Genomic DNA, 23,020 nt, shown 5'->3' on the forward strand with positions numbered 1-23,020 from the left:
CGCCCGAGGCTTCCGAGGCCGATGCCTCCGACGCCCAGGCTCCCCGGACCGAGCCGCCCGGGGTCGGCACTGCCGGGGCCGATGGCGACGACGGGGACGACGCCGGTGCCGGCGTGGGGCGCCCCCGCGCCACGCAGGCCCGTGTCCGGATCATGCGTTCCCGCAGCGGCCGGACCCCCCGTCCCCGCCGCCGGACCGGCGCCCGGACCCGCCGTCCTCGCGACGGCCGGACCGGCGGTCAGGCCCGGCATCGCCGCCGTGGCCGGATCGGTGTCCCGGTCCGTCGCACCCGTTCTGACCGGGTCCGCGCCCTCGTCCGCAGCGCCCGCCACGCGGGGTTTCACCGGCTCCGCCGGTCCGTCCGGATCAGCGGGTTCGGGCGCGGGCTCTGCCGTCGCGGCAGCCCCTGCGACTCCGGCGGTCTTGTCCTCGATGGCACAGGCAGTCATGGTCCGGTCACCTCCGGCAACAGAAGCTAGGTTTCGGACTACCCACCGGACAACATCAGCCACCCCTCTTCACACATAAGGGTGTCGATGTCCGGATTCGCCTGCGGAGGTGGGGGTGCCTGTGCTGTCCCGTCTGTGCACATCTAAGGTGAGGCTTTCCTAAGAATTTCCTGTGTCTTCCCCGAACCGGAGCAGAACATGTCCTTCAGACGCCGCGGCACCGCCGCGATCGGTCTCGCGGTCGCGGCCGCACTCTCCCTCTCGGCGTGCGGGGGCGACGACACGGCGGGCGGTCCGGCCGGCGACACCGGCGGCGACAAGAGGGCGGCCGTCGCCACGGGCGGCAAGGACTTCGCCGACGCGGCGAAGAAGACGGCGGAGTACGGGACCGACGCCGAGGCCGGCGAGTTCCCCCGTACGGTCACCCACGCCATGGGCAGCACCTCGATCCAGGCCGCGCCCGAGCGCGTGGTCGTGCTCGACGTCGGCGAGTTCGACAACGTCGTCTCGCTCGGCGTGAAGCCCGTCGGCTACGCGCCCTCCGAGGGCGACGAGGCCATTCCGTCGTACCTGAAGAAGGACGCGGGGAACCCGGTGAGCGTCGGGACGATCAACAGCCTCAACCTGGAGGCGATCGCCGGCCTGAAGCCGGACCTGATCCTCGGCAGCCAGCTGCGCGCCGCGGACACGTACGACGAGCTCTCGAAGATCGCGCCGACCGTGTTCTCCATCCGCCCGGGCTTCACCTGGAAGGAGAACTACCTCCTGAACGCCGCCGCGCTCGACAGGACCGCGAAGGCGAAGTCCGAACTCGCCGCCTACGAGGCGAACGCGAAGAAGCTCGGCGAGGAGATCGGTCCCGACAAGCCGACCATCTCCATGGTCCGCTACCTGCCGGACAAGATCCGTCTCTACGCCAAGGCGTCCTTCATCGGCACGATCCTCCAGGACGTGGGCCTGCCGCGGCCCGAGAACCAGCAGATCGACGATCTCGCCGCTGAGATCAGCCCCGAGAACATCGACCAGGCGGACGCCGACTGGATCTTCACCGGTGTCTACGGCGACGCGAAGGCCACCAAGCGTGACACCGCACGCGCCAACCCGCTGTGGAAGAACCTCGCCGCGGTGAAGGCCGGACAGGCCAAGGACGTCTCCGACGAGACCTGGTACCTCGGTCTCGGAGTCACCTCCGCGAACCTGGTCCTCGACGACCTCCGCGCCGACCTCGTCAAGTAACGATTCGCACCGGCCGCGGGTCCCACCGAACGGGCCCCGGCGGCCAGGGGCGGCTGGGCACGGGGGACAGGTAGCCTTTCCTCCGTGCCCCGTCTGTCTGAAGTCATCGCCGAGCTCGACGCCCTCTGGCCTCCCGAGCGGGCCGAGGGATGGGACGCCGTCGGCACGGTCTGCGGCGATCCCGGAGCGGAGATCGACCGGGTCCTCTTCGCCGTCGACCCCGTACAGCAGATCGCCGACGAGGCCCGTACCCTCGGCGCCCAGCTGATCGTCACCCACCACCCGCTCTATCTGCGCGGCACGACGACGGTCGCGGCCACCACCTTCAAGGGCCGGGTCGTGCACGGGCTGATCAAGCACGACATCGCCCTGCACGTCGCCCACACCAACGCCGACACCGCGGACCCCGGGGTCTCCGACGCCCTCGCCGCCGCCCTCGACCTGCGGGTCACCGGCCCCCTCGTGCCCGACCCCGCCGATGCCACGGGCCGCCGCGGGCTCGGCCGGGTCTGCGAGCTCGACCACCCCGAGACCCTCCGCGACTTCGCCGCCCGCGCCGCCGCCCGGCTCCCCGCCACCGCGCAGGGCATCCGGCTGGCCGGTGACCCGGACGCCCTCGTGCGCCGGGTCGCGGTGAGCGGCGGCTCCGGCGACAGCCTCTTCGACGACGTACGCGCCGCCGGTGTGGACGCCTTCCTCACCGCCGACCTGCGCCACCACCCGGCCTCCGAGGCCGTCCAGCACTCGCCGCTCTGCCTCGTCGATGCCGCACACTGGGCCACCGAATGGCCCTGGTGCGAGCAGGCCGCCGCGCAGCTCGACGCGATTTCCGACCGCCACGGATGGGACCTCCGGGTCCACGTCTCGAAGCAGGTCACCGACCCCTGGACCACCCACCACTCTTCTGGAGCCCCCAACTGAACGCCGCGCCCGCCGACCAGATCCGACTCCTCGAAGTCCAGGCACTCGACGTACGTCTGTCGCAGCTCTCCCACAAGCGCACGTCGCTGCCCGAGCACGCCGAGCTGGACTCGCTCAACAGTGACCTCGCACAGCTGCGCGACCTGCTCGTCGCCTCGCAGACCGAGGAGAGCGACACCACCCGCGAGCAGACCAAGGCGGAGCAGGACGTCGACCAGGTGCGCCAGCGTGCCGTCCGCGACCAGCAGCGGCTCGACTCCGGCGCGGTCTCCTCGCCGAAGGACCTCGAGAACCTGCAGCGCGAGATCACCTCGCTCGCCAAGCGCCAGGGTGACCTGGAGGACGTCGTCCTCGAGATCATGGAGCGCCGCGAGTCCGCCCAGGAGCGCGTCGCCGAACTGACCGAGCGCGTCGGTGCGGTGCAGGCCAAGGTCGACGACGCGACCGCCCGCCGGGACGCCGCGACGCGGGAACTCGACGCCGAGGCCGCCACCGTGGCCAAGGACCGCGAGGTCGTCGCGGGCGCGGTCCCCGCCGACCTGCTGAAGCTCTACGACAAGCTGCGCGCCCAGCAGGGCGGCGTCGGCGCTGCCCGGCTCTACCAGCGTCGCTGCGAGGGCTGCCGCCTGGAGCTGAACATCACCGAGGTCAACGACGTGAAGGCCGCGTCGCCCGAGACGGTGCTGCGCTGCGAGAACTGCCACCGCATCCTGGTCCGCACCTCGGAGTCGGGCCTGTAATGCCCGCTCCCCGCCGGCTGGTCGTCGAGGCGGACGGCGGCTCCCGGGGCAACCCGGGGCCCGCCGGTTACGGCGCCGTCGTCCTCGACCCGCTCGACACCGCCACGCTCGCCGAGGCGGCCGAGTACATCGGGGTCGCGACGAACAACGTGGCGGAGTACCGCGGCCTGATCGCCGGTCTCAAGGCGGTCAGGGACCTGTTCCCGGACACCCCTGTGCAGGTGCGCGTCCGGATGGACTCCAAGCTGGTGGTCGAGCAGATGTCGGGGCGCTGGAAGATCAAGCACCCCGACATGAAGCCGCTCGCCGAGGAGGCCGCGCGCATCCTGCCCGCCTCCTCGGTCACGTACGAGTGGATCCCGCGCGCGGAGAACAAGCACGCGGACCGGCTCGCCAACGAGGCGATGGACGCCGGTGGACGGGGCGAGCAGTGGGACCCGGGGGCCTCGACGGCCGACATGGAGACGACCCGCACGCGCGTCCTCCACGAGCAGCAGCCTCCGTCAGGACCGCCCGGTGACGCGGCAGCCGGTGCGGCCAGGGTCCGTGCCGCCCTGGCCGCCGCCCGCCCGGCGACGGCCGCCCCCCAGGCGGACTCCGCGGACGCACCGCAAGTGGGCTGGGGGAGTGCGCCGGACCTGGGCGCGCCCGCCACCTTCGTCCTGCTCCGGCACGGCGAGACCGCGCTCACCCCCGAGAAGCGTTTCTCGGGGAGCGGCGGCAGCGACCCCGAGCTGTCGGCGACGGGCCGTCAGCAGGCAGCCCGCGCGGCGGAGGCGTTCGCCGCCCGGGGCACGGTCCAGGAGATCGTGAGCTCCCCGCTGCGACGCTGCCGTGAGACGGCGGAAGCCGTGGCCGGACGGCTCGGCCTGGAGGTCCGTATCGAGGACGGCCTGCGCGAGACGGACTTCGGTGCCTGGGAGGGCCTCACCTTCGCCGAGGTGCGGGAGCGCCACGGCGCGGACCTCACCGCCTGGCTGGCCTCCCCCGACGTGGCACCCACGGGTGGCGGCGAGAGCTTCGCCGAGGTGGCCGAGCGGGTCTCGGCGGCGCGGGACCGGCTGATCGCCCTTCACGCGGGCCGCACGGCGCTGCTGGTCACGCACGTCACCCCGATCAAGACCCTGGTCCGGCTCGCGCTGGGTGCCCCTCCGGAGTCGCTGTTCCGCATGGAACTCTCGCCCGCCTCCGTCTCGACGGTGGCTTACTACGCCGACGGGAACCCGTCGCTGAGACTCCTCAACGACACCTCGCACCTGCGGTAGGGGCCCAGGGCATCGGCCTGCCTGCGGTCGGGGCCCAGGGCATCGGCCTGCTGTACGCGGTCCGGACGGCGAGCTGAGCCTGCCCGGGGCTCAGCCGCGGCCCAGTGCCGACGCCTCGGCGGCCAGCCGCTCCACACGTCCCCAGTCCTTCGCCGCGACCGCGTCACCGGGCACCATCCAGCTGCCGCCGACGCAGCCGACGTTGGGCAGGGCCAGGTACGACGGCGCCGAGGCCAGGGAGACGCCGCCCGTCGGGCAGAACCGGGCCTGGGGGAGCGGGGACGCCAGGGCCTTCAGATAGGCGGTGCCGCCCGCGGCCTCGGCGGGGAAGAACTTCATCTCCGTGATCCCGCGCTCCAGCAGCGCCACGACCTCGGAGGTCGTCGAGACGCCCGGCAGGAACGGCACGCCCGAGGCCTTCATCGCGTCCAGCAGTGCGTCCGTCCAGCCGGGGCTGACCAGGAAGCGGGCCCCCGCGGTGACGGTGTCCGTCACGTGTGCCGGGGAGATCACGGTGCCCGCGCCGACCACGGCGTCCGGGACCTCCGAGGCGATCGCCCGGATCGCGTCGAGGGCGGCCGCCGTACGCAGCGTGACCTCGATGGCGGGCAGCCCGCCCGCGACGAGCGCGCGGGCCAGCGGCACGGCGTCGGCCGCGTCCTCCAGGACGACGACGGGGACGACGGGGGCGAGGTCCAGCACGGAAGCGGACACGGCGGCGGGCGCGGAGGAGGTCATGGACTCATCCTGCCGCGAGAACCGCACACTGCGCAACGAGCGTTGCGTATGATGCAACGCCTCCGGGCCGGTCAGTGGATCTCCGTGACCACCACGTCGAGCGCCCAGGGCCGTCCGGCCCGCGCGGGGGCCTGCGCCTCCACCGTGTATCCGAGGTCGCGCAGCACCTCCACCAGCTCCGCCGGGCCCTTCGGCCGGGCCCCGGCCAGCAGCAGGTCGCGCACCATCCGGCCCTTGGTGGCCTTGTTGAAGTGGCTGACCACGGACCGCTTCTCCACCCCGTCCACCACCCGGGACTGGAGCACCCGCACGCTCACCGTGCGCTCCGCGACCTCGCCCGAGGGCTTCCACGCCCCGGCGTACGCGGACGAACGCAGATCGAGGACCGGCCCGCCCTCGGCCGCCTCCGGCATGACCGAGGCCATCGGAGTGCGCCAGTACGCGTTCAGGGCGCCCAGGCCCGGCAGTTTCACCCCCATCGAGCAGCGGTACGAGGGAATCCGGTCGCCCACCCGCACCGCGCCCCACAGCCCCGAGAACACCAGTAGGGACGTCCCGGCGCGCCGCTTGGCCGCCGCGTCCAGCGTTCCCAGGCCGAGGGCGTCGTACAGCACCCCGGTGTAGATCTCCCCGGCGGGCCGGGTCCCGGCAGTCCGAAGCTCCGCGTTCTTCGCGACCTCGCCCCGCAGACCCTCGCTCAGGCCGAGCACCTCACGGGCCTTCTCCTCGTCCGCCACGCACAGCTCGACCAGCTCGTCGAGGATCGCCGCCCGGGCGTCCGCGAGACCCGGCAGGGACAGGGACTCCGGCTTCAGCGGTGCCCCGCGCCCCGAGGCGGCCTTACCTTCGGACGGCGGCAACAGCACGAGCACGGGCGTTCTCCTTCATGCGTGGAACAGGGCCCCTCACACGCGGGAAGCCCTCCCGCAAGGGTACGGTCCGGTCCGCGCCCGCCCCGCCGGAGACCGGCGCCGGGTACACCTTGTCCACGGACGCCTGCCGAGTGTGCCGCGTACCCGGGACGAGGTCCGTGACGACCGGCTTGTCCGCATCTCGTACGATCACGTCCTCGGCCGCGGACTGCGTACCGACTCCGTACCAGGGAAGGTCTCATGCGTGAGTGACCTCGCCATCGCCCCCACGGCCGGCAGGCCCCGGCAGATCGTCGCCGCCGCGCGCGCCCTGCTGGAGGCGGAGGGCCCCGAAGCGCTCACCATGCGCCGGCTGGCCGACCGGGTGGGCGTCAAGGCGCCTTCCCTCTACAAACACTTCCCGGACAAGTCCTCCGTGGTGGCGGCACTGGCCGCCGAGATGCTCCGTGAGACCGCCGGGGTCCTCACGGCCGCCGAGGCTGCGGCGCCCGGCTCCTTCTCCGCGCTCGCCACCGCCTACCGCGCCTACGCCCTGGCGCACCCGCACCTCTACCTCCTCACGATGGGCCGCGCCCTGCCCGCCGGAGGAGCGGCGGACGCGGCGGCCGCACCGCTGTTCCGTGCCGCCGGCGGCGACGAGGACCGGGCCCGGGCGGCCTGGGCCTTCGCCCACGGGATGGTCGTCCTGGAGCTCAACGGCCGCTTCCCTCCGGGCGCCGACCTCTCCGCGGCCTGGGAGGCCGGCATCGAGGCCTTCACCCCCGGCCCCGCCGGGTAGCATGGTCACCACGGCAGACGAGCCGGGCGGACGGCCGCGTGAGGATCTCCGGATCCTCCCGAGGAACGTCCGGGCTCCACAGGGCAGGGTGATGGCTAACGGCCACCCGGGGTGACCCGCGGGACAGTGCCACAGAAAACAGACCGCCGGGGACCTCGGTCCCCGGTAAGGGTGAAACGGTGGTGTAAGAGACCACCAGCGTCCGAGGCGACTCGGACGGCTAGGTAAACCCCACCCGGAGCAAGGTCAAGAGGGAGCACCCCGGTGCTCCTGCGCGAACGTCCGAGGGCTGCCCGCCCGAGTTCGCGGGTAGACCGCACGAGACCGGCAGCAATGCCGGTCCTAGATGGATGGCCGTCTCCCCGGCCGCCGCGAGGCGACCGGGCGACAGAACCCGGCGTACAGCCCGACTCGTCTGCCGCTCCACCTTCCGCAAGGGCCTCCGGTGCGCCGCAAAGGCCCTTTCCGGCCGTTCTGCGGTCTTCGGATTCCAAGCGGCTCCCGGTGGCCCCTGCCCCCGCATCCCGACCGTGGTGCCCCGGCATCGGCGACCCGTGTCCGGACCGCGTCGGAGTGGCCGGAAGGTTCCAGCCACAACGTGAACGAATGCTTCCGGTATGCGGAGGCAAGTTGATCACTTGCACCCCAAACCCGATAGGCTCCGTCGCGGCGCGGCGAGTTGACTCGAACTCACTCGGCCGCTGCCGCGCTGCCCGCTCGACATGTGCGGCGCCCGCACGACCCCCCTGTTCGATTGTGTTGCTCTCGAAGGATGCAGATGGAACTTGCCACTCCACCACCAGCGGCACGTGCACCCGTCGCCTGGTACGGCTGGTGGCTGATGCCGCTGGCCTTAGGAGCCGGAACCGTCGCCACCGCAGTGGCGGGACCTGATCAGGTCCAGATACCCGCGACGTTCGCCGGTGCCGCGGTCACCGTCGCAGGCGCTGCCTGTGTACGTCTCCTCGTCCGGACCCGGACCCAACTGGGCCGCGCGAAGGACGACTTCCTCTCGGCCCAGACCGAGCACTCCCAGCAGCGCTACGCGGATGTGCGCAGCCGGGAACAGAGATTCGCGGCCGAGCGCTCCGCCATCGAGGCGCAGCTCGGCGAGCAGACTGCGGCCTTCGAGGCCCGGCTCGCGGAGCAGGCCCACGCGTACGAGACCGGAATCGCCTCGCGGACCGGCGCCATGCAGGAGCACCTCGCACGCCAGCAGGCCGCCGTCGCCAGGCTCGGCGACAGTGAGCTCCCCGGGGCGATCAAGCGGCTGCGCGAAGGCGAGGCCATCGACGACATCCTGGACGAGGCCGCGCAGGACGCCGACGTGAGCCCGGAGCTGCGCGCCGCGCAGCGCAAGGTCCTCAGAACCGCGCTGCTCGGCGTGGAAGAAGAGCTGAATCGTTCCACGTCGGCCGAACAGGCCGTGGTCGGAATCGGCAGCCGGATCCACGTGCTGACGGGCCGTCTGCGAGGCCGACTGCACGAGATGCAGGGCGAACACGGGCGGCTGCCCGCGGTGGCCCAGGGACTCATGGAGCTGGACCAGGAGATCGGCCCCGCCGACTGTCTCGCGGCCAGCATCGGAGTGCTCGGCGGCTCGGACCGGCCCGGACGCCAGTGGCAGGAGCCCCAGCGACTCCTCAGCGTGGTGCGGGGCGGTATCGGACGCATCAAGGACTTCAACCGCATCCAGGTCCGTCACCTGCCCGAACTCGGCGTCGACGGCGGGCTGGTGGATCACCTCACGCTGATCTTCGCCCACCTTCTCGACAACGCGGCGCGCTACTCGCCGCCCACCGAACCCGTGGTCGTCTCCGGCAAGGAGGTCCCCAACGGCGTCGGCATCGAGATCCAGGACGCGGGCAAGGGACTGAGCGACGAGCGCAAGCGCGAGGCTGAGCAGTCCATCGCGGGCACCTCGAAGGGCCCCGGCCTCGGAGGTATCTCGGAGGACGCCAACCTGGGCCTGCGCGTGGTGGGCGCCCTGGCGCGCCGCTACGGCATCCGGGTCACCTTCGCGGACTCGCCCTGGCTCGGCACCTCGGTGGTCGTGGTGGTTCCCCACAAGTACTTCAGCCACCTGTCCGCCCCCGTGACCGAGCCCGCCAGGCCCGTCGTGGGAAGGGCCGAGTCGTCCACCGGCCTCCCGGTACGGACCGCGCCGGTCCCCGAGCCGGCCGCGTACGCCGTGCCCGTGGAGAGCACCGAGCCCACCGGGACCATGGACACCACACCCGGCGGCCTGCCGCGACGCAGGAGCAGGCGGGCGGACGCGCCGAGCGCCCGCCCGGCCACCGCCGACCGGGCCGTGGAGTCCGTGGCCGCCGTGCCGCCGGATGCCTCGTTCGCCGGCCTCGCCGCCTTCGCCACGGCCGGACGCGAGAGCGTGCCGCCCGCAGCGACGGCCGCGCACGCCGGACCGGACGCCCGTGAGACGACTGCCGGCCGCGAGACCAACCGCACTGAAGAGAGCGACTAGTCCACATGACGCAACAGGGAACCGACGTGAGCTGGGCGCTCCGTGATCTGACGGAGAGCATCCGGGAGATCCGCTTCGCCCTCGTGGCCTCCAGCGACGGGAAGGCCATCACCTCCTACGGCGCCGACGACCCGGACGACGTCGACCGCTTCGCGGCCGTGGTCGCCGGCCTCCAGGCGCTCGCGCAGCCGGTGGCCGAGCAATTCCCCAGTTATGCGGGGCAGTTGCGCCTGGCGATGATCGAGGTCGACGGCGGTCACCTCTTCGTGGTGCGGGCCGGTGTGGAGACGTACCTCGGGGTTCTCGCCAAGGAGGGGCTCGACCAGGGCCTGCTCGGACATCAGATGAGGGACCTGGCGCGCAGGATGGGTGAGCTTCTCGGCACCAGCCCGCGCCTGGAGGAGCACTCTGGATGAGTGGTCCCCGCCGACCGACGGACCCGCCCGGTCTCGAGCGCTACTACGTCCTCACCGGAGGACGCAGCGGACCGGGGGGTTCGGCGTCGACTCTCGACGTGGCGACCCTCATCATCTCCCGTGCCGCGGCCGAGACGGGCCTGCAGCACGAGCACGAGGAGATTCTGCGGCGCTGCCGTGATCCGCTGTCGGTGGCCGAACTCGGCGCCCATCTCGGATTGCCCTTCAACATTCTCGCGGTACTCCTGGCCGATCTGCTGGACGCAGGCCGTGTCGAGGCCCGTGATCCGATCCCGGCGTCAGGCGCCGGCCGCGGGCCCGACCTAGCGCTCCTTGAGGAGGTACTCAGTGGACTTCAAAGGCTTTGACCATCCCGACCGGCAGACGGCCGGGGGCACCCGCTCGGTGAAGGTGATGATCGCGGGCGGATTCGGTACCGGGAAAACCACCCTGGTGCGTTCGGTCAGCGACATCAAGCCCCTCACCACCGAGGAGACGCTGACCCAGGCCAGCGTGGACGTCGACGACCTGATCGGGGTGGCGGACAAGCAGGAGACCACCGTCAGCCTCGACTTCGGCAAGATCGGCATCAACGACGAGCTGGTGCTGTACCTGTTCGGGACACCCGGGCAGGAACGGTTCTGGTTCCTGTGGAACGGCCTGTTCAAGGGAGCCCTCGGAGCCGTCGTGCTGGTGGACACCCGGCGACTGGCCTCCAGCTTCCGGGCGATCGAGGAGATGGAGCGGCAGGACGTGCCCTTCGTCATCGCCCTGAACGTCTTCCCCGACTCCAAGAACCACCCGGTCGAGGAGATCCGCGACGCCCTCGACATCCCCGAACACACCCCGGTGGTGACCTGCGACGCCCGTGACCGCAACTCCAGCCGTGACGTGCTGATCGCCCTGATCCGCCATCTCAAGGCACGCTCCGACGCCGCCCTGGAGCCCCGATGACCGATCACCCCGCGAACGACGCGGGCGCCACCCGCGGCGGATGCCCCGTCATGCACGGTGGCGGGGACGACCTCACCCGGCTGTACGGGCCGGAAGCGGCGATCGATCCGCAGGGCATCTACGGGCGGCTCCGCAAGGAGCACGGGGCGGTTGCGCCGGTACTCCTGGAGGGGGACGTCCGTGCCTGGCTGGTCCTCGGTTACCGGGAGAGCCGGCGCGTGCTCGACAATCCCCTCCAGTTCAGCCGGGACTCGCGCATCTGGCGGGACTGGAAGGAAGGGGGCGTCGAGGAGACGTCGCCGCTCATCCAGATGCTCGGCTGGCGCCCCGACTGCGTGTCCCAGGACGGCGAGCCGCACCGCAGACTGCGCAGGGCCGTCACCGACAACCTGGACACGCTCGCGGGACGCGGCATCCGGCGCCACGTCACGCACTTCGCGAACAAGCAGATCGACGCGTTCGCCGGGAAGGGCAGCGCCGACCTGGTTGGCGAGTACGCCGAGTACCTGCCGATGCTCGTGCTGACACGGCTGTTCGGGCTCCCGGCGGCCGGGGGACGCAGCCTGGCGGAATCATGCGCCCAGGTCATCAAGGGCGGCCCGGACGCCCTCGAGCACAACGACCGCATCATGGAGATCCTCGGGGGCCTCGCCGAGCGCAAGCGTGCCGAGCCCGGCCCCGACTTCACCACCGGGCTGCTCGCACACGCCGCGGGCCTCGACGAGGGCGAGATCCTCAGCCATCTGCGCCTGGTGCTGATCACCGCCCACACCACGACCAGCAACCTGCTGGCCCGGGTGCTGGAGATGGTCCTCACCGACGGCTCGCGGCTCGCCGGGCTCGTCAGCGGACAGCGGTCCGTCTCCGAGGTCGTCGAGGAAGTCATGTGGAACACCCCGCCCCTGGCGGTCCTCCCGGGGCGTTTCGCCACGGCGGACCTCGAGCTCGGCGGTACGCAGATCAAGGAGGGCGACCTGCTGGTGCTGGGGCTCGCCGCGGGCAACGCCGACCCGGACATCCGGCCCGACTCCGGCGTCTCCGTACACGGCAACCAGTCGCACCTCGCGTTCAGCGGTGGTCCGCACGAGTGCCCCGCGCAGAACATCGGCCAGGCCATCATCGAGATCGCCGTCGACGTCCTGCTGCACCGGCTGCCGGGGCTGCGCCTGTCGGTGCCGGCCGACGAACTCACCGCGACCGCCTCCACCTGGGAAGCGCGTCTGGACACCCTCCCGGTCGAGTTCGCCCCGGCCTGACCGCGCCCCCGTCCCCGCTCGACGTCCCCGCCCGGCCGGTCCTTCCGGCCGGGCGGTGTCGTCGTCTCAGACGGCGAGCAGATCGTCCAGCGAGCCCCGGCCCGCCAGTTCGGCCGTGGCGGCGGGGCCCTCCTTGGCGGCGGCGTACCGGCCCGAGGTCAGCGCCCACTCGTAGTTGCCGCTGATCCAGTGCTGGATGGCCTCCACGCCCATCCGCACCTGGTCCCGCTGCTCGGCGCCGAGCCCGAGCTCCTGGCACATCACCGGTACGCGTGCCTCGAGTTCGAGGTACTCCTCCAGGCACTCCGTGGTCATGCGGTACGCCTCGTCCGCGGCCTGCTCCCAGGTGCCGCCGCGCTCGCGGTGCAGCACGGCGATGAGGTTGTGGCCGTCGCCGCGGCGCTTCTCCCGCTCGAAGGAGTGGATGTCGTTCATGAAGCCGATGGTGTCCGCGGCGAGGTCCCGCATCCTGACCATCAGGTCGTGCGCCTGCACCTGGGCCGGGACCTCGAAGCCCCGGCTGCGTTCACCCGCGTCGATGCTGTGGTGGATGCCCACGGTGCGGCGCCGGAAGTCCGCGTACTCCTCGATGCCGAGGGTCCCGGCGCGGCCCTCGGCCGCCAGGTCGACCTCCTCGGTGTGTGCCACGAGGAAGCGCCCCCAGGAGGCGGCGAACCGGGTCTTCCACGTCAGGGACATGCCATCCGAGAGATGGGCCCACACCTCTGCCCAGGCCACGGTGATCGGGCAGACCACACGGGGGGCCGTCCCCGCGGGGCGGAGCGGCGTGGCTATCAGCTCCCGCGCGACCTCCGCTATGCGGTCCGCGCGGTCGGGACTCCCGGAGTCGAACTGGTCGTCGAACAGGAAGGCCAGGGAGAACCAGTTCATCAGGACGACCATGTCCTCGGCCGAGGCGTAGGGGTAGGTCCGGGCCGCCGCCTGGGGCAGGTCCCAGGACTGGTATTCCTCGAATCCGGCCTGGCTGCGTACCAGCCCCATCTCCCACACCCAGCGCAGGTGGCGCTCCCGTGCGTGGGCGAGGTGCTGGCTGACCGGGGCCTCGAAGGGGAGGTCGAAGGTGACGTCCTGCGGCATTGGCGTCCTCTCTTGAGACGATTCACAGGCCCCCGCCCCTGTGACCGGGCGATCGGGATTGACGCCCATTGACTTGAAGTGCACGTTTTGAGCGCAGATTTGATGGCTCATCATGTGCGCACTGATGCTGCCCAGACCCTAAACGATCTATGCCACAAGATCGGCTCGAAGAATGCTTTCCGGAATCCGTGCTTCACCCGGCGCCGGGCCTCCCCGCCCGAACCGGTCGCGACGGAGTACGGGGAGGTCAGGGCGCGGTCACCCGGACACACGCCACGGACGCGGGGAACGGGGAGGCGGAGGCCGCCCGGCCGGAGCGGCCGGCGGTGGTCCGCCTCCCGGACGCGGGGGAGGGGTGCCGTTTCGGCCGTCGCCTCCCGGCGGCGCGACGCGGCCCCGGGGGCCGGGCCCTGCGCGGATACGCCCCCGGGCCCCCGGGGGCGGCGCGACGCGGCCCCACCCCTGCCACGTGCCTCAGACCTCGCCGAGATCCGAGCTCAGCCAGTGCTGGGGACGCATGCGGACGACCACCTGCTCGCCGTGCTCCCTCCAGGCGAAGTCGACATAGCCCTCGACCTTCTCGGCGGGCAGGTAGCGGGACGACATCTCCACCAGCTGTTCGCGGGTGGCGGGGAGGGTGGCGACCACCGGGCCCTCGACGGAGACGTAGCGGACGGTCGGCGTCACACGGTCGACCACGATGCTGAAGCGTCCCGCACGCGCGATGGCGACGCCCTTGCGCGAGTCGCGGCCCGTCATGATCCAAAGGTCGCCGCCCGGCTCGTACGCGTACCAGATCGGGACGGCGAGCGGTGCCCGCCCCTCCTCCGCCGCGTCCACCGCCACGGTGGCCACATGCGGTTCGGCCAGGAACTGTTCACGTTCTTCGCGGGTCAGGGCCACAGTCGGGACTCCTCCTACGGTTGGTGGACGTTGCGCCGGGGCCGCATTATCCGCCGGAACGCCCCCGGGCCGCGGGCGGACACACGGGAAGGGCGGGCCCCGCACCACGATGCCGAGGGCTCCCGGACGTGCGGGGCGCGGGCCCCGACGGGCCGCCGGCGCCGGCGGACGCCCCTGGTATACCTGTGCGTTCACCGACGAGGGGGAGCGACACGATGGCTCAGGACAGGTCCGTACGGCTGAGGGATGCGAGCGCCGGGGACGCGGAGGAGATCACCGCCGTCTTCCTCGCCTCCCGGGCCGCCGCGCTGCCCGGTCTGCGGCGGGTGCACAGCGACGAGGACACGCTCGCCTGGATCACCCATGTCCTGCTGCCCGGCAGCAGGACATGGGTCGCCGAGGGGGAGGCGGGGGAACTGCTGGGCTTCGCCTCGCTGGACGGGGACGAGCTCGACCAGCTCTACCTGCGGCCCGACACGGTGCGGCAGGGCGTCGGCACGCGGCTGCTGGAGCGGGTGAAGGAGGCATCGCGGGGGGAGCTGAGCCTGTACACCTTCCAGCGCAACTCCGGCGCACGCGCCTTCTACGAGCGGCACGGCTTCGTCGCCGAGGCGTACGACGACGGCAGCCGCAACGAGGAGAAGGAGCCGGACGTGCTGTACCGGTGGACGGCGGCCCGCTGACGGGCGCCGCCCTGACGTCAGATGACCGGCGGGCGGCCCAGGCGCGTCATGCGCCACACCGTGCCCCAGCGCATCGGACGGCGTTCGCCGCACTCGGTGCGCGTCCCCTCGGCGAAGCCGGCCGCCCAGGCCCGTAGTCCGGCGGCCGAGCGCGTACGGGCGACGGTGAGCAGGATCCAGGTGCCGAGATAGGCGGGCACCAGGAGGACGGGGAGGTTGCGGCGGGCCAGCCAGACACGGTTGCGGGCGGTCATGCGGTAGTAGACCGCGTGGCGGGCCGGGGACGTCCTGGGGTGCTGGAGCAGCAGCCCGGGCTCGTAGAGGATCTTCCAGCCCGCGTCGAGGGCCCGCCAGGACAGGTCCGTCTCCTCGTGCGTGAAGAAGAACTCCGCGGGCCAGGGGCCGGTTTCGGCGAGCATCCTCATCGAGAGGGCGTGGCCGCCTCCGAGGAACGCGGTGACCGGGCCGCCGCGCATCGGGTCCTTGGCGCGCAGACGCGGGACGTGCCGGCGCTGGGTCTCGCCCAGTTCGTCCGCGATGCGGAAGCCGACGATGCCGAGGCCGGGGTCGGCGGCGTACAGATCCCGGACCTTGCGGAAGACGTCCTTGTCCACCAGGAGTCCGTCGTCGTCCAGTTCGATCACCACGTCCACGTCGCCGAAGCCGGCGAGCGCGTCCAGGGCCTCGTTGCGGCCGCCGGGGCAGCCCAGGTTCTCGTCGAGTTCGAGCATGGTGACGCCGCCCGCGAGGTCGGTCAGGCCGGGGAAGGAGCCGTAGTCGGGGAGCGGCGAGCCGTTGCCCACGACGACCACGCGGGAGGGGCGTACGTCCTGCATGGCCACCGACGCCAGCAGTGCCTCCACCTGCTCGGGGCGGTCTCCCATGGTCACGACGGATACACCGATGCGTGGTTCGGACAAGGCTCGGCTCCTGGGTTCCCGGTGGCTGCGCGACCGCGGTTGCGCCGCGGTGCCCGTGATCGTAACGCCTCGCGTTCAGCCCCTGGTGGGCGCCCGGTCACCGGAATGACGGTCCCCGTTCAACCGTGCGTAGATCAGCATGTCCCGGCGCCGGCCCCCGATCTCCCGCCAGCCGCGCAGCAGGCCCTCGCGCCGGTAGCCGGCACTCTCGGCGGTCCGTACCGAGGCCGTGTTCCAGGGCTCGATCAGGACCTGGACCCTGGGGATGCGCAGCTCGTGCAGGGCCCATGTGGTGACCGTGCGCAGTGCCGCCCCCGCGACCCCCTGGCCGCGCCCCGGGGCCGTCATCCAGTAGCCGATCGTCGCCCGCCCCTCGGGCGAGTCCGTGACCCGGAGCCCGATGGAACCGACCGGCCGCCGGTCCCGGGTGCGCGCGATGGCGAACGGATACCCGGTTCCGGTGGCGGCCCGGTCCCACTGGCGCCGGACGAAGGCCTCGGCCGCCTCGTCGGAGTACGGCGAGGGGATCGTCGTGATCAGCGGGATGTAGTCGTCCGCCGCCGCCTCGCGGACGAGGGGGAGGTCGCTCATCTCCCATGGACGCAGGACGAAATCGGCTCCGGCGGTCATGCTGGGGACGGTCAGCGGTAGTGCCATGCCCGTCATCCTGCCGCGCCCGGGCCCTGCCGCACGGGCCCGACTCACCTGGCGGACGTCCGGCTGCCGGACCGGCCGAGGAACGCCCCCGCGAGCAGCGCTCCCGCGAGGACGAGAGCCGCGTTGACCAGGACCGCCGCCGAGACACCGGACAGCACCGCCCCGGGTCCGGTGGCCGCGCCCGTCCGGGCGGTGACGACCGCGCTCATGACCGGGATGCCCAGGGTGATCCCGATCTGCTGCGTCATCGTGGCCAGCCCGGTGGCCAGGCCCTGTTCGGTGTCGGGGAGGCCGGAGGTGGCGGTGACCATGAAGCCCACGATCATCAGCATGTTGCCGACGCCGCCGACGAAGGTCGCGGCCAGCAGCAGCGCGATCCAGCCGCCCGAGGTGCCGAGCGCCACCAGTGAGAGCGTCGCGGCGGCCTGGACGACGCCGCCGAGGACGATGGTGCGCCGGTTGCCGAACCTGCCGACGGCACGGCCGCCGAGCAGACCGCCGATCACGGTGCCGGCCCCGAGGACGCCGAAGGCGAGTCCGGTGGCGAGCGGGGAGTAGCCGAGGACCTCCTGGAGGTAGAGCGTCAGCAGGAAGACCAGGGAGGTCTCGGTGACGAAGGCGATCAGCCCGGTGACGTTCCCCCAGATGACGCTGCGCCGCCGGAGGATGTGCACGGGCACCAGGGGCGCCGCCGCCCGCTTCTCGATGAACCAGAACGCTGTGAGGAGCGCGGCGCCCGCGAGGAGGGCGGTCAGTGTGGTGGGTGTGGTCCAGCCGGATTCACCGGCCTGCGTCAGTCCGTGGACGAGGAGGAGCAGACCGCCGGTGACGGCCGCCGCGCCCGGCAGGTCGAGCCTCGGGCGCTCGGCCGGCCGGGACTCGGAGATCACGGACGGGGCGAGGGCGACGACGAGCACGGCGACGGGGACGTTCACGAAGAAGGCCCAGCGCCAGGAGAGCAGGTCGGTCAGCAGACCGCCGAGGATCGCTCCCGCCGTGAAACCGGCGGACATCAGGGCGCCGTTGAGTCCGAGCGCGCGCTCGCGCAGCGGGCCCTCCTTGAACGCCGTCGTCAGCAGCGCGAGCCCGGCCGGCGTGACCGCCGCGGTGGCCAGCCCTTGCAGGACGCGTGCGGTGAGCAGGACCTGCGGGGAGGTGGCCAGCCCGCCGAGTGCCGAGGAGAGTCCGAGGACGACCATGCCGCCGACGAACAGGCGCTTGCGGCCGACGAGATCGGCGACGCGCCCGAACAGCAGGGTGAATCCGGCGGCGGCGAGGGCGAAGGAGGTGGCGATCCACTGGAGGTGGCCGAGTGGGAATCCGAGTCCTTCGCCGACGGTGGGCAGGGCGACGTTCAGGATCGAGAAGTCGACGGCGATCATGAACTGCGCGCCGAGGAGGAGGACGAGGGCGAGCTTCTGCCGGCCGGTCATGCGCGGGGCCGGATTCCGGGGAGGCGCGGTGACGGATGCCGTGCTGGACGTGGACATGGGGTGCCCTTCCTGGAGACCCGAAGGTATTAACGGTTCTGAAGTTCCGTTAAGATGGGACTCACCGTAGCAGGGGTCGGTCAACTAATGGAACTGGAGGCCCGTTATGGATGCGGTCGATGGGGAGCCGGGCACGGTCCGGCCCGGTGGGCGCACGGCCCGGGTGCGGGAGTCCGTGCTGCGTGCGGCCGGTGACGCACTGGTCGAGCAAGGTTTCGACGGGCTCGATCTCGCCGATGTCGCCCGCCGGGCCGAGGTCGGCAAGACCACGGTCTACCGGCGCTGGTCCACCACGGCGGGACTCGTGGCCGACCTGCTGACGGACATGGCGGAGCAGTCCGAGCCGCGCAGCGACACAGGATCACTGGACGGGGACCTCCGGGCCAACGCGCGTCTGGTGGTGCGGACGTTGACCGACGCGCGCCAGGGCCCGCTCTTCGCTGCCGTCGTCGCGGCGGCGACCTGCGACCCCCGGACGGCCGAGGCCCTGCACCGCTTCTACGCGGTGCGCATCGAGGAGTGGGCCGGCTGTGTCGACGCGGCGGCCGGCCGCGGCGAACTGCCTCCGGGCACCGATCCCCACGAAGTGATCCGGGCGGTGTCGGCGCCGCTCTACTACCGGCTCCTGGCCAGCGGTGACCCACTCGACGAGACGGTCGCCGACCGGGCGGCCGCGGCTGCGGCGGCGGCCGCGAGGGCGGGCGTGTACGTGAGCTGACGCGGACGCGGGGGAACGGGCCGGAGAACGGCGCTTGACCTCTTGTGCACTCCAACTCGTAGCTTCTGCGGCATGAGGACGGAAACGCAGTGGCAGCGGAGAACGCTCGGCAGCAGTGGAACGGATGTGGGTGCGCTCGGCTTCGGGTGCTGGGCGATCGGAGGTGAGTGGTCGGCGCCCGACGGGAGCCCGCTCGGCTGGGGAGTGGTGGACGACGACGAGTCGGTGGCCGCGATCCGCCGGGCGCTCGACCTCGGGGTGACCTTCTTCGACACCGCGGACGTGTACGGGGCCGGGCACAGCGAGCGGGTGCTGGGCAGGGCGATCGCGGGAAGGCGGGACGAGGTCGTCGTCGCCACCAAATGGGGCAACCTCTTCGACGGGCGGACCCGGACGATGGACGGCTCCGACAGCTCTCCCGCGTACGCCCGTCGGGCCCTCGTCGCCTCGCTGCGCAGGCTGGGGACCGACCGGATCGACCTGTACCAGCTGCACCTCGGCGACACCCCGCTCGACGAGGCGGCGGAACTGCGCGACGCCTGCGAGGAGTTCGTGGCCGAGGGGCTGATCAGGGCCTACGGGTGGAGCACCGACGACCCGGAACGCGCCGCGCTGTTCGCCGCGGGTGAGCACTGCGCGGCGGTCCAGCACGCCTGCAACGTGCTGGAGGACGCACCCGGGATGCTGGACCTCAGCGAGGAGCGAGGGCTGCTCAGTGTCATCCGGAGCCCGCTGGCCATGGGCCTCCTGGCCGGGTCCGGAGACCGGAGTCCCCGGGCGGACACGGGGGACATCCGGTCCACGCCGCCCGCCTGGCTGAGCTGGTTCGAGGCGGGCGGTGTGCCGGCGGAGCACTGGGCGAAGCGGGTCGAGGCCGTCCGCGAGGTGCTGACGGCCGACGGCCGCACCCTGGCGCAGGGGGCGCTCGGCTGGCTGTGGGCACGCAGCGGACGGACGGTGCCGATCCCCGGCTTCCGCACCGTCGCGCAGGCCGAGGAGAACGCGGCCGCCCTCACCCACGGCCCGCTGCGGCACGAGCAGGTCGAGGAGATCGCCGGCCTGCTCACCTGAAGCCCGGCGTACCGGTGGAGATCCGGGGTCAGGCCTTGCGGGCCACCCCCACGTACTCCCCGCTGTGCGCGTTCTCCTGGCCGGCCACAGGTTCCCCGAGCTCCGGGTGCCACTCCTCGGCGGCCAGGATCCCGGGATCGACCAGGTCGAGTCCCTCGAAGAATCGGGCGAAGCGGTCGCGGTCGCGCATGTCCAGGGTCAGGCCGTTGGCCTTGTACATGTCGCGGACCTTCCGGGACGCCTCCTCGGGATGGAAGTCCGGAGTGAGGTGCGAGATCACCAGGTGGCTGCCGGGCACCAGCGCGGCCGTCAGCCGCTCCACCACCGCGTAGGCACCCATCTCGTCGCTCAGGAAATGCAGCAGCGCGTTCAGTGACAGACCGATCGGGCGGTCGAAGTCGAGGACCTCGGCCGCCTCGGCCAGGATGCGGTCGGTCTCCCGCGCGTCGGCCTGCACATAGCCGAGAGCCCCCTCGGGGGTCCCGTTCAGCAGGGCCTGGGCGTGGCTGAGGACGACGGGGTCGTTGTCGCAGTAGACGACCCGGGCGTCCGGAGCGATCGTCTGGGCCACCTGGTGGAGGTTGGGTTCGGTGGGAATCCCCGTGCCTATGTCCAGGAACTGGCGGATCCCCTGTTCGGCCAGCCACCGGGTGGCCCGGTGGGTGAACGCCCGGTTCATGCGCGCCATGACGGGGATGACGGGCGCGTAAGCGGTCAGCCGCCTGCCCAGCTCCTCGTCCACCGGGTAGTTGTCCTTGCCACCGAGGTACCAGTCGTACAGCCGCGCCGGGTGCGGCTTGCTGGTGTCGATGTCTGCAGGCGCCATCGCCGTCCCGTTCTCCGATGCGGACATCGCCGCCCGGGGCGGGATGCCGAGTGACCGACCAACCTGGCAGCAGCATAAGCGCGTTGGGCGCGGACGGGGCGGGGTGGCCCCCCTTCCGCGACCTGTCGGGGCCGGCGGCCCCGGCCACCGCCCGTCAGCCGATCCGGGTGCCCGTGCCGGTCACCCGGATACGGGCGTCGCCCGGCCTCAGTCCGACCGTGAGGGTGCCGGGACGCCCCATGTCCGCGCCCTGGTGCAGCGTGAGGACCGCGTCCTCCGGGACCAGGCCGAGTTCCCGGGCGTACGCACCGAACGCGGCGGCCGCAGCGCCCGTCGCCGGGTCCTCGACGACGCCGCCGACCGGGAACGGGTCGCGGACGTGGAAGACGGTGGCGGACTCCCGCCACACCAGCTGCACGGTCGTCAGGTCGAGCCGCCGCATGAGGACTTCCAGCCGGGCGAAGTCGTACGCCAGGTCCGCCAGCCGTTCCCGGCTCCCCGCCGCCAGCACCAGATGGCGGGCGCCCGCGTAGGCGATCCGGGGCGGCAGTGCCGGGTCCAGATCGGCGGCCGGCCAGTCCAGGGCGGCCAGGGCCTCCGCCAGATCCTCCGGGGCCGCGTCCTCGATGTGCGGCTCGACGCTGGTGAGGGTGGCGCGGAGCTCACCGTCCTCGCGGACGACGGTGACCGGCACCGGTCCGGCGGGGGTGGAGAACAGCAGGTCGCCCGGGCCGTCCCGCTCGGCGAGCGCGAGGGCGGCGGCGACCGTGGCGTGGCCGCAGAAGGGGACCTCGGCCTTCGGGCTGAAGTAGCGGACGGTGTGTCCGCCTCGCCCGTCCGGGTCGGTGAGGAAGGCCGACTCGCTGTAGCCCAGCTCCGCGGCGACGGCGAGCATCTCCGAGTCGTCGAGCCCGGAGGCGTCCAGGACGATCCCGGCGGGGTTGCCCCCGTCGGGGGCGGCGGAGAACGCGGTGTAGCGGAGGACCTCGGCGCCGGAGTGTGTACTCATGCCACATGCCAACCAGGGCCCGGGGCCCCGCATTCCCCGTGTCGCGCGTTCCCGGTCCCGTCGCGGAGCGCAACCGGGAGACGTACGGGGGTGGTCCGGGTCCTGACTCCCCGGGCCACCCCCTGGCCGCTCCCACGGACCCCCCGGCCGTGGCGGCCCGTTCACTGCGGTCAGTGGCAGACCTTCACGCCGTTGCCCCTGCCCCAGGAGCAGGAGTCCAGGAGGGTGCCGCTCGGCTTGATCAGCCTGGCCTTGTCGCCGGTGTTGTTCCAGACGTACGAGCCGCGGTTCCAGTACACGTGGGCCGCGGAGTTCCCGCCCTTGCCGGTGTGGACCCGGACCGTCTTGCCGGCGGCGACGGTGAAGCTCGGGAAGGTGTACGTGTAGCCGGTGTCGTCCTTCAGCTTGTAGCCCCTGAGCTGCAGCTTGGACCTGCCGTTGTTGTGGATGTCCACGTACTCGGCGTTGAGGGACGCGTTCGTCCGGGTGTCCTTGCCGGGGCTGTCGTACTGGATCTTGCCGAGGTGCAGCCCGCCCTGATGGGAGGCCGCCGAGGCCGGGGCCGAGGCGAGGAGCGAGCCGGCCAGTGCGGTGGCGGCGGCCAGGGCGAGGGGCGCGGCGGTACGTATGCGCATGCTTTGTGGTCCTTCTGTGTTCATTCGGTGAAGGTCAGCAGCATACGGGCAGCAGACGCCGGCCCGGACTTGGAGGCAGAAATTCGCAAATTCTGTCATCTGGTGATCAGTTCAGGGCAAACGTTGACCGGTGTGAATCAGCCGCGGCCCACGTACGGCATGGCTGTCGCCAGTACCGTCGCGAACTGGACGTTGGCCTCCAGAGGCAGTTCGGCCATGTGCAGGACCGTCCGGGCCACGTCGTCGGCCGCCATGACCGGTTCGGCGGCCACCTCGCCGTTGGCCTGGAGGATCCCCGTGCTCATCCGCTCGGTCATGTCCGTGGCCGCGTTGCCGATGTCGATCTGCCCGCAGGCGATCCGGTACGGCCGCCCGTCCAGCGACAGCGACTTCGTCAGCCCGGTCACCGCGTGCTTCGTCGCCGTGTACGCGAGGGAGTGCGGGCGCGGCGCGTGGGCCGAGACCGACCCGTTGTTGATGATCCGTCCGCCCTGCGGGTCCTGCTCCTTCATCAGGCGGTACGCCGCCTGGGCGCACAGGAACGCCCCCGTCAGATTGACGTCGACCACCGTCCGCCAGTCCTCGTACGCGAGGTCCTCGACGGGCGTCGAACGCGGCCCGAACGTCCCCGCGTTGTTGAACAGCAGGTCCAGCCTGCCGAAGCGGTCCCGTACCGAGGTGAAGAGCGCGGCCACGTCGTCCGGATCGCTCACATCGGTGGGCAGGCAGACCGCGGTGCCCGGGCCGGCCGCTGCGGCCGTCTCCTCCAGGGCCGCTGCCCTCCGCCCTGCCAGGGCCACGGTCCAGCCCGCACTCGTAAGGGTGAGGGCGACCGCCCTGCCGATTCCCGATCCGGCGCCCGTGACGACGGCGATTTTCTGCTCAGCGTTCATGGCCGGGCAG

General features: G+C 72.1%; 24 protein-coding genes and 1 other RNA gene. 14 read left to right on the forward strand and 11 right to left on the reverse strand.

The window, feature by feature from the left end; all coding sequences use genetic code 11:
• Nucleotides 1-647 precede the first annotated feature (647 nt).
• The 4 genes from P8A20_RS26225 to P8A20_RS26240 all read left to right on the forward strand — a co-directional run bounded on the left by P8A20_RS26225 (nt 648) and on the right by P8A20_RS26240 (nt 4,611).
• Nucleotides 648-1,685: an ABC transporter substrate-binding protein gene (locus P8A20_RS26225; RefSeq protein WP_306104348.1), complete on the forward strand. Its 1,038-nt coding sequence runs from the start codon at nt 648-650 to the stop codon at nt 1,683-1,685.
• Nucleotides 1,686-1,769: 84 nt separating this feature from the next.
• Nucleotides 1,770-2,606 carry a Nif3-like dinuclear metal center hexameric protein gene (locus P8A20_RS26230; RefSeq protein WP_306104349.1) on the forward strand — a complete coding sequence of 279 codons (837 nt, stop codon included), beginning with the start codon at nt 1,770-1,772 and terminating at the stop codon, nt 2,604-2,606.
• The gene (locus tag P8A20_RS26235; RefSeq protein ID WP_187282444.1) at nt 2,603-3,346 is read left to right on the forward strand and encodes a zinc ribbon domain-containing protein; all 744 of its coding nucleotides are present in this window, start codon (nt 2,603-2,605) and stop codon (nt 3,344-3,346) included. Before P8A20_RS26230 ends, P8A20_RS26235 begins: the two co-directional genes overlap by 4 nt.
• Nucleotides 3,346-4,611, forward strand: coding sequence for a bifunctional RNase H/acid phosphatase (locus P8A20_RS26240; protein WP_147963180.1), 1,266 nt, complete (start codon nt 3,346-3,348; stop codon nt 4,609-4,611). Before P8A20_RS26235 ends, P8A20_RS26240 begins: the two co-directional genes overlap by 1 nt.
• 90 nt (nt 4,612-4,701) lie before the next feature.
• Here the strand turns inward: P8A20_RS26240 and eda are convergent, their stop codons facing one another.
• Nucleotides 4,702-5,349 (reverse strand): bifunctional 4-hydroxy-2-oxoglutarate aldolase/2-dehydro-3-deoxy-phosphogluconate aldolase, encoded by a 648-nt coding sequence (eda, locus tag P8A20_RS26245; RefSeq protein WP_306104350.1) that lies wholly within the window; start codon nt 5,347-5,349, stop codon nt 4,702-4,704.
• Between the two features lie 71 nt (nt 5,350-5,420).
• The gene (gene yaaA, locus P8A20_RS26250; RefSeq protein WP_306104351.1) at nt 5,421-6,221 is read right to left on the reverse strand and encodes a peroxide stress protein YaaA; all 801 of its coding nucleotides are present in this window, start codon (nt 6,219-6,221) and stop codon (nt 5,421-5,423) included.
• 244 nt (nt 6,222-6,465) lie between these two features.
• Here yaaA and P8A20_RS26255 point away from each other — a divergent pair, with 244 nt between their 5' ends.
• From P8A20_RS26255 to P8A20_RS26285, 7 genes are all read left to right on the forward strand, one after another.
• Nucleotides 6,466-6,999: a TetR/AcrR family transcriptional regulator gene (locus P8A20_RS26255; RefSeq protein ID WP_306104352.1), complete on the forward strand. Its 534-nt coding sequence runs from the start codon at nt 6,466-6,468 to the stop codon at nt 6,997-6,999.
• 18 nt (nt 7,000-7,017) lie between these two features.
• An RNA gene (rnpB, locus tag P8A20_RS26260) (RNase P RNA component class A) lies at nt 7,018-7,417 on the forward strand.
• A 360-nt stretch (nt 7,418-7,777) separates the two neighbouring features.
• Nucleotides 7,778-9,481, forward strand: a complete 1,704-nt coding sequence (locus P8A20_RS26265; RefSeq protein ID WP_306104353.1) for a sensor histidine kinase — start codon at nt 7,778-7,780, stop codon at nt 9,479-9,481.
• A 5-nt stretch (nt 9,482-9,486) separates the two neighbouring features.
• A complete protein-coding gene (locus P8A20_RS26270; protein ID WP_147963175.1) occupies nt 9,487-9,897 on the forward strand; it encodes a roadblock/LC7 domain-containing protein in 411 nt (136 codons plus the stop codon).
• On the forward strand, nt 9,894-10,265 hold the full coding sequence (locus P8A20_RS26275; protein ID WP_014156546.1) for a DUF742 domain-containing protein: 372 nt from the start codon (nt 9,894-9,896) through the stop codon (nt 10,263-10,265). Before P8A20_RS26270 ends, P8A20_RS26275 begins: the two co-directional genes overlap by 4 nt.
• Nucleotides 10,246-10,851 carry a GTP-binding protein gene (locus P8A20_RS26280; RefSeq protein WP_147963174.1) on the forward strand — a complete coding sequence of 202 codons (606 nt, stop codon included), beginning with the start codon at nt 10,246-10,248 and terminating at the stop codon, nt 10,849-10,851. Before P8A20_RS26275 ends, P8A20_RS26280 begins: the two co-directional genes overlap by 20 nt.
• On the forward strand, nt 10,848-12,107 hold the full coding sequence (locus P8A20_RS26285) for a cytochrome P450 (protein WP_147963173.1): 1,260 nt from the start codon (nt 10,848-10,850) through the stop codon (nt 12,105-12,107). The genes P8A20_RS26280 and P8A20_RS26285 overlap by 4 nt, the downstream gene beginning before the upstream one ends.
• A gap of 66 nt (nt 12,108-12,173) precedes the next feature.
• Here the strand turns inward: P8A20_RS26285 and P8A20_RS26290 are convergent, their stop codons facing one another.
• Entirely contained in the window at nt 12,174-13,205 is a 1,032-nt protein-coding gene (locus P8A20_RS26290; protein ID WP_147963172.1) for a 7-epi-alpha-eudesmol synthase, read from the reverse strand.
• Nucleotides 13,206-13,679: 474 nt separating this feature from the next.
• Nucleotides 13,680-14,108, reverse strand: a complete 429-nt coding sequence (locus P8A20_RS26295; protein WP_147963171.1) for a pyridoxamine 5'-phosphate oxidase family protein — start codon at nt 14,106-14,108, stop codon at nt 13,680-13,682.
• Nucleotides 14,109-14,323: 215 nt separating this feature from the next.
• Between P8A20_RS26295 and P8A20_RS26300 the strand changes: the two genes are divergently transcribed.
• Nucleotides 14,324-14,791 (forward strand): GNAT family N-acetyltransferase, encoded by a 468-nt coding sequence (locus P8A20_RS26300; protein ID WP_147963170.1) that lies wholly within the window; start codon nt 14,324-14,326, stop codon nt 14,789-14,791.
• Nucleotides 14,792-14,808: 17 nt separating this feature from the next.
• On the opposite strand, the gene P8A20_RS26305 is transcribed toward P8A20_RS26300, so the two are convergent.
• From P8A20_RS26305 to P8A20_RS26315, 3 genes are all read right to left on the reverse strand, one after another.
• Nucleotides 14,809-15,711, reverse strand: a complete 903-nt coding sequence (locus tag P8A20_RS26305) for a glycosyltransferase family 2 protein (protein ID WP_147963169.1) — start codon at nt 15,709-15,711, stop codon at nt 14,809-14,811.
• Nucleotides 15,712-15,786: 75 nt separating this feature from the next.
• A complete protein-coding gene (locus P8A20_RS26310) occupies nt 15,787-16,368 on the reverse strand; it encodes a GNAT family N-acetyltransferase (protein WP_306104354.1) in 582 nt (193 codons plus the stop codon).
• 44 nt (nt 16,369-16,412) lie between these two features.
• Nucleotides 16,413-17,858 carry an MFS transporter gene (locus tag P8A20_RS26315; protein WP_306104355.1) on the reverse strand — a complete coding sequence of 482 codons (1,446 nt, stop codon included), beginning with the start codon at nt 17,856-17,858 and terminating at the stop codon, nt 16,413-16,415.
• Nucleotides 17,859-17,964: 106 nt separating this feature from the next.
• On the opposite strand from P8A20_RS26315, the gene P8A20_RS26320 reads away from it, so the two are divergent.
• Together P8A20_RS26320 and P8A20_RS26325 are read left to right on the forward strand one after the other, a co-directional pair.
• On the forward strand, nt 17,965-18,576 hold the full coding sequence (locus P8A20_RS26320) for a TetR/AcrR family transcriptional regulator (RefSeq protein WP_147963166.1): 612 nt from the start codon (nt 17,965-17,967) through the stop codon (nt 18,574-18,576).
• A 72-nt stretch (nt 18,577-18,648) separates the two neighbouring features.
• The gene (locus P8A20_RS26325; RefSeq protein ID WP_306104356.1) at nt 18,649-19,647 is read left to right on the forward strand and encodes an aldo/keto reductase; all 999 of its coding nucleotides are present in this window, start codon (nt 18,649-18,651) and stop codon (nt 19,645-19,647) included.
• Between the two features lie 28 nt (nt 19,648-19,675).
• On the opposite strand, the gene P8A20_RS26330 is transcribed toward P8A20_RS26325, so the two are convergent.
• The 4 genes from P8A20_RS26330 to P8A20_RS26345 form a co-directional block, all read right to left on the reverse strand.
• Nucleotides 19,676-20,473, reverse strand: coding sequence for an SAM-dependent methyltransferase (locus tag P8A20_RS26330; RefSeq protein ID WP_306104357.1), 798 nt, complete (start codon nt 20,471-20,473; stop codon nt 19,676-19,678).
• Between the two features lie 154 nt (nt 20,474-20,627).
• On the reverse strand, nt 20,628-21,482 hold the full coding sequence (locus tag P8A20_RS26335; RefSeq protein WP_147963163.1) for a PhzF family protein: 855 nt from the start codon (nt 21,480-21,482) through the stop codon (nt 20,628-20,630).
• A gap of 170 nt (nt 21,483-21,652) precedes the next feature.
• Complete coding sequence (locus P8A20_RS26340; protein ID WP_147963162.1) at nt 21,653-22,117, reverse strand: lamin tail domain-containing protein; 465 nt, start codon at nt 22,115-22,117, stop codon at nt 21,653-21,655.
• Between the two features lie 137 nt (nt 22,118-22,254).
• Nucleotides 22,255-23,010, reverse strand: coding sequence for an SDR family oxidoreductase (locus P8A20_RS26345; RefSeq protein ID WP_147963161.1), 756 nt, complete (start codon nt 23,008-23,010; stop codon nt 22,255-22,257).
• Between the last annotated feature and the right edge of the window lie 10 nt (nt 23,011-23,020).

Origin of the sequence: Streptomyces sp. Alt3 (assembly GCF_030719215.1) — a bacterium.
In the GTDB taxonomy this organism is placed as follows: Bacteria; Actinomycetota; Actinomycetes; order Streptomycetales; family Streptomycetaceae; genus Streptomyces; species Streptomyces glycanivorans.